This is a genomic window from Lutibacter profundi, from assembly GCF_001543325.1.
Lineage (GTDB): Bacteria > Bacteroidota > Bacteroidia > Flavobacteriales > Flavobacteriaceae > Lutibacter > Lutibacter profundi.
The window spans coordinates 1372129-1384666 of record NZ_CP013355.1 but is presented as its reverse complement, the minus strand read 5'-3'; the positions used below and the strand labels follow the sequence as shown (position 1 = coordinate 1384666).

Annotated in this window: 10 protein-coding genes; 9 read left to right on the top strand and 1 reads right to left on the bottom strand. The window is 29.8% G+C overall.

From position 1 onward, the window contains the following. Positions 1-2 precede the first annotated feature (2 nt). Positions 3-1385 carry a capsule assembly Wzi family protein gene (locus Lupro_RS06165; protein WP_068207397.1) on the bottom strand — a complete coding sequence of 461 codons (1383 nt, stop codon included), beginning with the start codon at positions 1383-1385 and terminating at the stop codon, positions 3-5. A 463-nt stretch (positions 1386-1848) separates the two neighbouring features. Here Lupro_RS06165 and Lupro_RS06160 point away from each other — a divergent pair, with 463 nt between their 5' ends. The 9 genes from Lupro_RS06160 (at position 1849) to Lupro_RS06120 (ending at position 12317) form a co-directional block, all read left to right on the top strand. Beyond that, complete coding sequence (locus Lupro_RS06160; RefSeq protein ID WP_068207394.1) at positions 1849-2667, top strand: prephenate dehydratase; 819 nt, start codon at positions 1849-1851, stop codon at positions 2665-2667. Beyond that, positions 2667-3824, top strand: coding sequence for a pyridoxal phosphate-dependent aminotransferase (locus Lupro_RS06155; RefSeq protein WP_068207391.1), 1158 nt, complete (start codon positions 2667-2669; stop codon positions 3822-3824). Before Lupro_RS06160 ends, Lupro_RS06155 begins: the two co-directional genes overlap by 1 nt. Positions 3825-3827: 3 nt before the next feature. Then, positions 3828-4676, top strand: coding sequence for a prephenate dehydrogenase (locus Lupro_RS06150; protein WP_068207388.1), 849 nt, complete (start codon positions 3828-3830; stop codon positions 4674-4676). A gap of 154 nt (positions 4677-4830) precedes the next feature. Beyond that, complete coding sequence (locus Lupro_RS06145) at positions 4831-5907, top strand: bifunctional 3-deoxy-7-phosphoheptulonate synthase/chorismate mutase type II (protein ID WP_068207385.1); 1077 nt, start codon at positions 4831-4833, stop codon at positions 5905-5907. A 363-nt stretch (positions 5908-6270) separates the two neighbouring features. Next, complete coding sequence (rsgA, locus tag Lupro_RS06140; RefSeq protein WP_068211487.1) at positions 6271-7209, top strand: ribosome small subunit-dependent GTPase A; 939 nt, start codon at positions 6271-6273, stop codon at positions 7207-7209. 5 nt (positions 7210-7214) lie between these two features. Then, positions 7215-7667, top strand: coding sequence for a D-aminoacyl-tRNA deacylase (dtd, locus tag Lupro_RS06135; RefSeq protein ID WP_068207383.1), 453 nt, complete (start codon positions 7215-7217; stop codon positions 7665-7667). A gap of 51 nt (positions 7668-7718) precedes the next feature. Next, positions 7719-9587 carry a DUF3857 domain-containing protein gene (locus Lupro_RS06130; protein ID WP_068207379.1) on the top strand — a complete coding sequence of 623 codons (1869 nt, stop codon included), beginning with the start codon at positions 7719-7721 and terminating at the stop codon, positions 9585-9587. Positions 9588-9630: 43 nt separating this feature from the next. Further along, complete coding sequence (locus Lupro_RS06125) at positions 9631-11637, top strand: DUF3857 domain-containing protein (RefSeq protein ID WP_068207377.1); 2007 nt, start codon at positions 9631-9633, stop codon at positions 11635-11637. Between the two features lie 95 nt (positions 11638-11732). Further along, on the top strand, positions 11733-12317 hold the full coding sequence (locus tag Lupro_RS06120; protein WP_068207374.1) for a YceI family protein: 585 nt from the start codon (positions 11733-11735) through the stop codon (positions 12315-12317). The last annotated feature ends 221 nt before the right edge of the window (positions 12318-12538 follow it).

Sequence of the window (12538 nt, the reverse complement as noted above, 5' to 3'; positions counted from 1 at the left end):
AATTAAAAAATTCCGCTTTTAGTTAACTTAATAAATCCACCAATATTGTTGGGTAAAAATGTTCCAAAATCTACTGCACTACCTAGAGAAATAATTAAGGGAATATTATCAAAATGTAGATTAAATTCAATACTAGAAGAAAATTGATCTTCATTAATAGGATTGTTAAACCAACCGGCATAAGCAGTGTAACTGGCATTTGCTTTATAAGTAATATGTTGATTAAGAACACCTTTAATGCCAACATGGTACGAAACAAACCGATTGTACCCACCAATAATACCGTTTGTTATACCATCAACAGGGGGTTTGGGAGGGAAAAAAGGAGAGCCAATGGTATTTCCAAAATAAGTCCACCCACTATTGTAAATAGTATTGTTAAAATAGTTATCGCCACCGCTAATATTTAAAAAACCACTCATATTTTTGGTGTAGGTAAGCTCTGTTACTAAATGTGTTACAAAGGAATTAGGCTTTTTAAAATCTAAAAATAAACCATATAAAGCATCAGGGTAATTTAAAAGTTCTCTACCCGATCTATCTTCAAAAGGGTGCGACCAATAAAAATTCCAGTTGGTATTTACACCTTTGTAATTTAGCTGTATAGTGTAAGCACCAACAGTATTTCCCAAGGCATTAATTTGTTCTCCAAGTGCAGCGTTTGATCCTCCTGCACTTCCAAAAACTATTTTTAAATAATCTTTAAAACTTGAAGGCATTTTACCGTATTCATCAGAGGTTCCTCCCCATTGTACATAGTGATCCAAGCCTGTTATTAGCGATAATTTTGAGTTTAAAATAGATTTTAAATAGAGGCTTTTATGGTGTAAACGAGCATTGTTAACCACCCGTTTATCGTTTAAAAAATATGCTGCAAAATTTGCCTTAGCAGATAACCATTTTTTAGCAAAAGGGAGTTGTAAGTACCTCATTGTTTTAAAATTAACACCGGGGAAAGCTCTAGTATTGATAGATTTTATAATATTTCCATTTGAAGAAGAAAGACCTTCCCATAAAATATCATCATTTTTACTTCCAGCATCTAATTGCCAGCCTTTATAACGAAAACTACCGTAAAGCTCATTGACAAAAAGATTGTTTTTATCAGCAACAAACCCAGTTAAAGAGGCCTTGTATGAAAAATCAAAATTGGTATCTGATTTTTTAAAATTGGTAAACAATGCGGTGTTTAGTAAAATAGCATTACTAGTTGGAATTGCGCCATACTTATTAGCAGTAAGCCAAAAAGGTAATGTGTTTTTAGCTGAGGCATTTGAACTAAGTGCTATTAAATAATTGACTTCTTTACTTTGAGAATAACCTTTGTTACACAGAGCAAAAGAGTGAAAAATAACAAAGAGAATAAGTGAGTGAATGTTTTTCATTTAATAAAACAAAATTTTGGCAAAGGTAGTTAAATATAGGAAATAGTATTTAGCGTTATTTATTCCTTTTTGATACGCTATTGGAGAGAAACCATATTTTTAAGAGTATCGTTGCTGAAAGTAAAAAGGGTATTAAATTATTTATTACACATATAATTAGATTTAAATATTAATAATAACGAATATTAATGAGTTTTTATTAGTAATTAATTATTTTTTACTATCTTTTATTGAAAAAACAATAATGTAAATTTATTTTTTTAAAAAAAAGTTGTTTTTTTAAAATTAATGTATAGATTTGTCGTCTAATTACTGATAATGAGAACAAATAACACTTGGAATAGCTTCTATTTTTACTTTTATTTTAGCAATAAGAGATGAGGCTTCGTATGTGTTTTTTAAATAAAATAATTAATAAAGTCTCGAAATATTTCGGGATTTTTTTTTGGTTAAAAAATAAATAATGAAGGTAGCAATACAGGGAATTAAAGGGTCGTTTCACCACATTGTAGCAGCACAATATTTTGGTAAGAATGTTGATTTGGTTGAGAGCTTGTCGTTTAGTGAAATGCCTAGTTTATTACATAGTAAAAAGGCTGAGGTTGTAATTATGGCTATAGAAAATTCAATTGCCGGTGCAATTTTACCAAACTATGCATTAATTGATGAACATCAACTTTCAATTTGTGGAGAATACCATTTACCTATTTGTCATAATTTAATGGCTTTAAAAGGTCAGCATATAGAAGATATTAAAGAGGTGTATTCACATCCAATGGCATTGTTGCAGTGTCATAAGTTTTTTAAAGATTATCCGCATATTAAATTAATAGAAGATAAAGATACTGCGGTTGTTGCCAAAAGAATACAAGAAAATAAGCTAAAAAATGTTGGAGCAATAGCAAGTACATTGGCTGCTGAAACATATAATTTAAAAATTATAGCCCCTGAAATTCAAACGATAAAAGAAAATGCCACCCGTTTTTTTATTTTAACCAATTCAGAAACTAAAAGCAGTGTTTCAGCAAATAAGGCTTCCATAAAATTTATTACAAGTCATAAAGCAGGAAGTTTAGCTGAAGTTTTAACCATTTTGGCAAAACATCATTTGAATCTTTCTAAAATACAATCGATGCCTGTAATTGAAACTCCTTGGAAATACGCTTTTTTTGCCGATTTTACTTTTGATAGTTATGCAGATTATTACGATGCTTTAAATGAGATTAAAAATAAAGTTGAAATGTTAAAAATATTGGGTGAATACTCAAAAGGAAAAAGATAATGATACCAAAAGCAGATAGATTAAAGCAAGTAAAAGAATACTACTTCTCAAAGAAATTGAGAGAAATAGCAGGCTTGATTGCTACAGGAAAGCCAATTATAAATATAGCGATAGGAAGCCCCGATTTACAACCACCTTTAGAGGTAGTAGCAGCACTAAAAAACGCTATGCAAATAGATGGAGTTCATAAATACCAAAGCTACCAAGGAATACCAGAATTTAGATTGGGAATTGCAGATTTTTACAAAACAAATTACAATGTTAAGCTAAATCCGAATACTGAAATTTTACCATTAATGGGTTCTAAGGAAGGAATAATGCATATTTCAATGGCTTTTTTAAATAAAGGAGATAAAGTATTGATTCCAAATCCAGGGTATCCAACCTATGCATCAGTTACAAAATTGGTTGAAGCTGCACCTGTTTATTATAATTTAAGTGAACACAATAATTGGTTGCCAAATTTTTCGGAAATTGAAAAAGAAGACTTGTCAAAAGTTAAAATTATGTGGGTTAATTATCCGCATATGCCTACAGGAGCCACTGCTTCAAAATTAGCTTTTGAACAATTAATTGCATTTGCTAAAAAGCACCATATTTTAGTGGTTAACGACAACCCTTACAGTTTTATTTTAAATGAAAATCCACAAAGTATTTTGCAAGTAGACGGTGCAAAAGAAGTGGCTATTGAGTTAAACTCGCTTAGTAAAACATTTAATATGGCGGGTTGGAGAGTTGGCATGGTTGTAGGAACTTCAGAAATTATTAAAACAATATTACAGGTAAAAAGCAATATGGATTCAGGCATGTTTTTAGGAATTCAAAAAGGAGCAATTGAAGCCCTAAAACTACCGGCAAATTGGTTTGAAGAGCAAAATAGCATTTACAGAAAAAGAAGGGAGTTGGTCTGGAAAATTTTTGATGCTTTAGGATGTACGTATGCTAAAAATATTGGAGGCTTATTTGTTTGGGCAAAATTGCCAAATGGAGAAAAAGCAGAGTCGTTTACAGATAAGCTATTGTATGAAAAGGAAGTTTTTATAACGCCAGGAACAGTATTTGGTACGAATGGAGAGGGTTATATTAGAGCATCATTATGTGTTAATTCAGCAGTTTTAAAAGAAGTGTTAACAAGATTAACAACAAAAAATAATTAAAAAATGGAAAAATTAGTTGTTATAGGATTGGGTTTAATAGGAGGTTCTTTAGCCTTAGATTTAAAAAAGCGAAATGGCTATAAAGTGTATGGAATTGATGCAGATGCAACTCATGTAAAAAAAGCATTATCATTAGGTGTTATTGATGCTGAAACCAATTTTTCTGAAATCTCAGATGCTTCAGTTGTAATTGTTGCCGTTCCTGTAGATGTAATTCCAAAGGTTATTAAAAAAGTATTAGATAATGTTTCTAAAAACACCTTAGTTTTTGATGTAGGTTCAGTAAAAAATGAAATTTGTAAAGAAGTTTCAAAGCATCCAAACAGAAAAAATTACGTGGCTGCGCACCCGCTTGCCGGTACTGAATTTTCAGGCCCTGAGGCTGCTATTTTAAATTTATTTGATGAAAAGGTGAATATTTTATGTGAAACAGAAAAGAGTGATTGGAAAATTTTAGACAAGGCGTTGAGTTTATTTAAACAGCTAAACATGCGTATTAAAATGATGAATCCAGAGGAGCATGATAGACATATAGCCTATGTTTCTCACTTATCACATGTGAGCTCATTTATGTTGGGAAAAACAGTGTTGGGAATTGAAAAGAACGAACAACATATTTTTGATATGGCAAGTACTGGTTTTGCTTCAACAGTGAGATTGGCAAAAAGTTCAGCAACTACTTGGGCACCAATTTTTCTTCAAAATAAAGAAAATATTATACGCTCATTAGATGAGTATATTAAAAATTTAAAAGAATTTAAATTACACATAGAAAATAACAATGATGAAGCATTAAAAGAAATAATGAACAATACCAATTATATTAAAACAATTTTAAACGGAATAGAATAGGACAGAGCGTAAAAAAATGTTCAGTGAACATTTTTAGCACAACAAAGCGATAGCTATGGGCTAGCTGTTACGCAGATGTCGGCTAGCGGGTTTGGATTTGAAAGAAAATAAATTTTAAAAAAAATAAGACAACTAAATAAAGAAACGTATTAACATGGAAATTAAAAAAGAAAATAGGAAATGGTTAGATGATATGAACTTATCTCACCCTATTGTAATTGCAGGACCTTGCAGTGCAGAAACAGAAGAGCAAGTTTTAAAAACAGCTCATGAACTTAAAAATACAGATACAAATGTGTTTAGAGCGGGTATTTGGAAACCAAGAACACGACCGGGAGGGTTTGAAGGAGTTGGTGAAATAGGTTTACCTTGGTTACAAAAAGTAAAAGAAGAAACAGGAATGTTGATTACTACAGAGGTTGGGAATGCGAATCATGTAGAGCTAGCTTTAAAACACGATGTAGATATTTTATGGATTGGAGCACGAACTACGGTGAATCCATTTGTAGTTCAAGAAATAGCAGATGCTTTAAAAGGGGTAGATAAGCCTGTGTTGGTTAAAAACCCAGTAAATCCAGATTTAGCATTGTGGTTAGGTGCTGTAGAGCGTTTTAAAACAGCAGGAATTACGCAATTAGGTGTAATTCATAGAGGTTTTTCAACATACAATTCGTTGCATTACCGTAATAAACCAAAATGGCATATTGCTATTCAACTTAAAAAAGAGTTTCCAGATTTACCATTGATTTTAGATCCTTCACATATTTGTGGAAGAAGAGATACACTTTTAGATGTTTCGCAAACAGGACTAGATTTAAATTATGATGGATTTATGATTGAAACACATATTGATCCTGACAATGCTTGGAGTGATGCCAAACAGCAAGTAACGCCAGCTCAATTAAATCAGATAACGAAAGATTTAAAAATTCGTGAAGTGAGTAGTACCAAAGAAGACTTTCAGCGAAAATTAAATATGCATAGAAAAGAATTGGATTTAATAGATAGCAATATTGTTGATATTTTAGGTGATAGAATGGGAATTGCTGAACAAATAGGACGGTTAAAGAAACAAGAGAATGTAGCTATTTTACAAAGTGGAAGATGGTCTGATATTTTAATGAAAATGATAGAATATGGTGAAGAAAAAGGGCTGAGAAAAGAGTTTGTTGAAGAAATATTTAGAACTATTCATGTAGAATCTATCAATATTCAACACAAAGTAAAATAAAATAGAAGTCTTCTAAAAAGTGTTGTAAGCTATTACTTTAAATGATGTCACATAAAGTTTATTAAGTGTGACATCATTTAATAAATGGAAGTTTTAATAGCTTAAAAAAGATAGAGAGTACTAAAATATCTTCCCATTACTTTCTCCTAAATTTTCTTCAACAACACCAGTAACAATAGCTAAATTTTAATTGATAACAGCAATCATGTTAATTTTTGAAGTAAGAATAGCATCATTTGAAGTTGTTATTTTTAGCTAAGTTTTAGTTTTAAAGATTCATAAACTGAAATTAATACATAGGTAAATTTAAACTATATTTGTTGCATTAATGGCGAATACGATGCCAAATAATTTATGTTATTAGTGAAAGGAGTTGTTACAAAATCTACAGGAAGTTGGTATACCATTTATATTGAAAATGGTAAAAAAATAGATTGTAGACTAAAGGGGAAATTTAGAATTAAAGGAATAAAAAGTACCAATCCAGTTGCAGTAGGCGATTACGTAAATTTTGAATTTGAACAGGGAAAAGAAACAGGTGTTATCAACAAAATTTTTGAAAGAAAAAATTACATCATTCGTAAATCTGTAAACCTATCTAAGCAAACTCATATTATTGCAGCTAACATAGATACAGCTTTTTTATTAGTAACATTAGATAGTCCACCAACTTCAACAGGGTTTATAGATCGCTTTTTAGCTACTGCAGAAGCGTATAGTATTCCTGTGGTTATTCTTTTTAATAAAATAGATATGTACTCTAGTGGCTTATTGGAAGAAAAGAAAGCATTAGAAAATGTTTATACTTCAATAGGCTATACCTGTATTGATGTTTCAGCAACAAAAAATATTAATATTGATAAAATAATTGCCTTAATGAAAGGTAAAACTACGATGTTCTCGGGGCATTCAGGTGTTGGAAAAACAACGTTGATTAATGCTATGGAACCATCATTAAACTTAAAAACAGCTGAAATTTCAAAGCAACACAAGCAAGGGTTGCATACCACCACTTTTGCTGAAATGTTTGAACTGAGTTTTGGAGGTTTTATAATTGATACACCTGGTATTAAAGGCTTTGGAGTGGTAGATTTTGAACCTCAAGAAATAGGGCATTATTTTGTAGAGTTTTTCAAACTAAGCTCAAAATGTAAATACAATAATTGCTTGCATATTAACGAGCCTAATTGTGCTGTTAAAGAAGCACTCAAAAAAAATGAAATTGCACTTTCTAGGTACAATAGCTATTTGCAAATAATTGCGGGTGATGAAGAACATTATAGAACGGATATTTATAATTAATAATTATGAGAGTTGTAATTCAAAGAGTTTCAGAGGCTTCAGTTACTATTGAAAATACTGTTGTGAGTGCAATGAATAGCGGACTTTTAATTTTATTGGGAATTGAAGCTGCAGATTCCAAAGAAGATATTAAATGGCTTTCAAAAAAAATAGTGAATCTTCGTATTTTTAATGATGAAAATGGCATAATGAATAATTCATTAGTAACCAATAAGGGAGATGCTATTATTGTAAGTCAGTTTACCTTACAGGCAAGTACCAAAAAAGGAAATAGACCTTCTTATATTAAAGCAGCAAAACCAACAATTGCGATTCCATTATATAAAGAATTTATAACGCAATTTGAAATGCAACTCGGAAAAAAGGTTGGAACAGGTACGTTTGGTGCCGATATGAAAGTGACGCTGGTTAATGAGGGGCCTGTTACTATAATTATAGATTCAAAAAAAAGAGAGTAAATCAACTTTTTTAGTATTATTTTTTTATTTTTATAGAGAAATAAAATTTCTATGAAAAAAAAAGCTCTTACCTTACTTTGTACGCTTCTCTTAACTTGTGTTGTATATTCACAAAATTATAATTTCAATAGCAATCAGATACCTGAAAATTTAAAACTAAATGCCAATGCTGTGGTAGTGTTTGACGATGTGTTTGTTGAAATTCAAAATCAGAAATTAATGACTGTTAAAGTAAAAAAAGCAGTTACTATTTTAAATAAATTAGGAGATAAATTTAGATATGTTGCTGTTGGTTTTGACAAAACAAGAAAAATTAAAAATATTGAAACTATTATTTATGATGCTTCTGGGAAAGAAATTAAAAAAGTAAAGAATAAAGAATACAAAGATGTTAGCCAAGTAGCTGGAGGTACATTGTATGCCGATAATAGGATGTTGTACTATGAACATATTCCAACAGCTTATCCGTATACCATATATTATGAGTATGAAGTAAATTCTCCTAACACCGCTTTTATTAGAAAATGGAATCCTATAAATTTCTATAGTACAGGGTTAGTTTCAGCCACATATACTATCATTTATGCAAATGAATTAAATCTTCAAGTCAAAGAAAATAATTTTGAAAAGTTTACTATAAAAAAAGAAGTTAAAGAGAATCAAATTCTTTATACACTATCAAATATTGAACCTTTAAAACATGAACCCTTATGTCCATCATTAAAAAAAACAAGACCCAATGTTCAATTTGTTTTGAATAAATTTTATGCTGAAGGAATTACAGGAGAGGCCAATAACTGGAAAGAGTTAGGAAAGTGGGAACACATTAATTTTTATAGTGGTGTAGGTGGATTACCAGAAGAAACAAAGAAAAAAATAAAGCAATTGGTACAAGGTGTTAATAGCCCTATTGAAAAAGCAAAAATTGTTTACAAATATGTACAAGATAAAACAAGATATATAAGTGTTCAAGTTGGAATAGGCGGCTTAAGGCCTATGATAGCTAGAGACGTAGATAATTTAGGTTATGGAGACTGCAAAGCTTTAACAAACTATACAAAGTCACTGCTTGATGTTGTTGGTGTTAAATCTTATTTTACTGAATTATACGGAGGTTATGAAAAAATAAACATGGATTTTAATTCGCCTAATATTCAAGGAAACCACGTAATCTTAAATGTACCAATTGACAATAATGATATTTGGTTAGAATGTACGAGCCAGGAAGTTCCTTTTGGATATATAGCAAATTTTACTGATGACAGAGATGTAATAGTTGTTAAGCCAGAGGGAGGCGTTTTAAAACGTACTAAAAAGTATGAAACTACAGGAAATTTACAATTTTCTAAAGGTAACTACGCAATTGATGCCAAAGGAACAATGAAAGCTTCTGTTTCAATTGAATCATCAGGAACTCAATACAATGATAATTTAAAGGAAGCTGAAGGAAAATCAGCAAAAGAGTTAAAAGAATTATTCAAAGAATATTTAGCAAATATAAACAACATACAATTTTTAAACATAAGTGTGTTTAATAATAAAAGTGAAGTTAAATACGAAGAAAACCTTGAGTTTACTGCTGAAGATTACGCGTTGTTTGCAGGGAAACAGATGCTAATTCCTATCAATGCATTTAATAAAAACTCATATGTTCCAAAAAGAGTTAGAAACAGAAAATTACCATTTGAAATTTCAAGAGGATTTTTAGACATAGATGAGGTAGAAATTAAATTGCCCAGCACATTTTTAGTGGAATATATACCTGAAAATATTGAAATAAAGACAAAATTTGGAACGTACTCAATAGAGCTTACCAAAATTGATGAAGTAACATATCTCTATAAAAGAACTCTACAAATAGAAGAAGGTAAATTCTCAAAAGATGAATATGATGCTTATAGGAAATTTAGAAAAAAATAAAAAAATATGATAATTTAAAAATAATTTTAAAAAATACTAATTTATGAAAAAGAGTTTATTATTTACATTGGTTGTAATATTAATATTGAATAAGCCAAAGGCTCAAAATTTTAATTTTGGAGAAATTTCTAAAGAAGAATTACGAGAGCAATATTACCCAAATGATTCTACTGCAAATGCAGCTTATTTGTATAAAGAAAGAAAAATTCATTATACGTATGATGGAGAAAGAGGTTGGACTTTAGTAACAGAAGTTTATGAAAGAATTAAGTTGTACAATAAAGAAGGTTTTGATTATGCGACTAAAGTAATTGGTTTGTACAAAGATGGTCCTTCAGAAAAAATGACATCATTAAAGGCGAATACCTATAACTTAGAAAACAATAAAATAGTCAAAGAAAAACTAGCTAAAAATCAACTTTTTAAAGAAAATAAAACCAAAAACACCATAGTCTATAAATTTACGATGCCAAACATTAAAAAAGGCGCTATAGTTGAATGGAAATACAAAATATATTCGCCCTATTATTCATATATTGATGAAATAGAACTTCAACATAAAATACCAATAAAGCAGCTTAATGTTGAAGTGAAAATTCCTGAATATTTTAAATTTAAAAGGCATTTAAAGGGTTATTTACCAGTTCATGTTGTGCAGAGTATGAATAACAGGACAATTCAATTTTCTTACAGGCGTCAAGTTGACTCACGTAGAATTTCAACAGTAAGAGAAACTAATGAGGTAGATTTACGAGAGATTATTTATACTGTTAGAGATAAAAATATTCCTGCTTTAGAAGAAGAAAACTATATAAGTAATATAGAAAATTATAGATCTGCTTTATCGTTAGAGCTTTCTTATACTGAGTTCCCAGGATCGAGAGTTAAAAACTATTCTTCAACTTGGGAAAGTGTGTGTAATAAAATTAATAAGTCAAGTGTTTTTGGATTAGAACTTTCTAAAAAAGCATATTTTAAAGAAGATTTAACTCCAATTATAGCTACAACTAGCGATAAATTAAAAAGAATAAACCTTATTTTAGAATTTGTAAAATCTAAGGTTAAATGGAATGGTACTTATGGTAAATACACAGATGTTGGAGTTAAAAAAGCCTACAAAGAAGGGATTGGAAATGTGGCCGAAATTAACTTAATATTAGTTTCAATGTTAAGAGAAGGAGGGTTAAATGCTAATCCTGTTTTAGTAAGTACAAGAAATCATGGAGTTCCGTTATTTCCAACCTCAAAAGGTTTTAACTATGTAATTTCGGCTGTTGAAATAAATGAAGAAATTATATTATTAGATGCTTCTGAAGAATACAGTATGCCCAATGTTTTACCATATAGGGTTATTAATTGGAGAGGTAGGTTGGTAAAAGAAGATGGTACTTCTCTATGGGTAGATTTAATTCCTGCAAAACATGCTGTAGATAATAAAAACACCAATATTTCTATTGATAGTGAAGGTTATGTTGAGGGCATGCAAAGAACCAATCACATGAATATGCAGGCACTTAGCTATAGAAAAAAATATGCAAAAATAAAAGATGAAACCATTATAGAAAAACTAGAAAAAGAAAATGAAGCTATAGAAATAGCTGATTTTAGAATAATAAATAAAACAGGTGGTAATAAACCAGTTGTTGAAATGTTTAAATTTTCATCGGAAGATTTAATTGAACTAGTTGGAGATAGAATGTATTTTAAGCCTTTATTTTTTAATTCTCAAACAAAAAACCCATTTCAACTAGATAAAAGAGAATACCCAATAGATTTTGGTACACCATTTATTGAGAAAAATATGGTGAGAATTACCATTCCTGAAGGGTATATTATAGAATCAGTTCCTGAAAGTATAGCCATTGGTTTGCCTAATGATTATGGTGTATATATTTTTAATGTAAAAACGCAAGGAAATATAATGATGATAATGTCAAAACTTAAAATGAATACAGCCATTTACCCAGTATTAAATTATGATGAAATTAAGGAGTTTTATAAAATTATTGTAAGTAAAAATTTAGAACAAGTAGTGTTAAAGAAGGTGTAAGCTTATTGTTAAAAAATAGCTAAAAGTAATTTAGAATAGTTATAAATAATTAATTTTTAGTACTATTGCAATAAGTACTAACAAAATTAAAAACAATGAAAATAACAAAATTATTTATAGCAGCTTTTACTTTAATTACATTGTTGTATACAACATCTAATGCTCAAGAAAAAGTAAATTATACTACAGATATTTCAAACTCAACAATAAACTGGAAGGGTTACAAACCTACAGGTTCTCATCATGGCACTATTACTTTAGAGTCTGGAGCGTTGAAAATGGACAATGGAACAATAAAAGGAGGTTATTTTATAGCCAATATGTTAACAATTAAGGATGCTGGCGGAAGTGCAAAATTAGAAAGGCATTTAAAGTCAGATGATTTTTTTGATGTTGCTGCATTTCCTACTTCTAAATTTGAAATTACAGATAGCAAAACAATAGAAGGGAAAATGATGATAACAGGAAATATGACTATTAAAGGAATTACGAAGCAACTTACGTTTCCTGTAACTATTACGGAAACAGCAGATACAGTGACTTTAACAAGTGAAACATTTCAAGTAAACAGAGCAGATTTTAATGTAAAATACAAATCGAAAACATTTTTTAATAATCTTAAAGAAAAATTTATTAATAATGAATTTGATCTACAAGTGGTTATTGTTGCAGTTAAATAATATAGAGCTCAGTTGATAGTTTCATACGATTAATTTAATAAATTCTATTTGTTTGTGTTTGGTACGAGCGCAGTCGAGACCTATCTATGTGTGATATAGTTCTCGACTGCGCTCGAACAGACAACTTATTTTGCATTACACTTTTTATATTCCGTGTTTTACCATTTCAAATTTAGATGTAGTTATCTATTGATTTCTAAAATAATAATTACCACTAAAAA

Coding starts and splice junctions, on each gene's coding strand:
- Lupro_RS06165 (WP_068207397.1), bottom strand. CDS start 1,385: ATGAAAAACATTCACTCACTTATTCTCTTTGTTATTTTTCACTCTTTT.
- Lupro_RS06160 (WP_068207394.1), top strand. CDS start 1,849: ATGAAGGTAGCAATACAGGGAATTAAAGGGTCGTTTCACCACATTGTA.
- Lupro_RS06155 (WP_068207391.1), top strand. CDS start 2,667: ATGATACCAAAAGCAGATAGATTAAAGCAAGTAAAAGAATACTACTTC.
- Lupro_RS06150 (WP_068207388.1), top strand. CDS start 3,828: ATGGAAAAATTAGTTGTTATAGGATTGGGTTTAATAGGAGGTTCTTTA.
- Lupro_RS06145 (WP_068207385.1), top strand. CDS start 4,831: ATGGAAATTAAAAAAGAAAATAGGAAATGGTTAGATGATATGAACTTA.
- dtd (WP_068207383.1), top strand. CDS start 7,215: ATGAGAGTTGTAATTCAAAGAGTTTCAGAGGCTTCAGTTACTATTGAA.
- Lupro_RS06130 (WP_068207379.1), top strand. CDS start 7,719: ATGAAAAAAAAAGCTCTTACCTTACTTTGTACGCTTCTCTTAACTTGT.
- Lupro_RS06125 (WP_068207377.1), top strand. CDS start 9,631: ATGAAAAAGAGTTTATTATTTACATTGGTTGTAATATTAATATTGAAT.
- Lupro_RS06120 (WP_068207374.1), top strand. CDS start 11,733: ATGAAAATAACAAAATTATTTATAGCAGCTTTTACTTTAATTACATTG.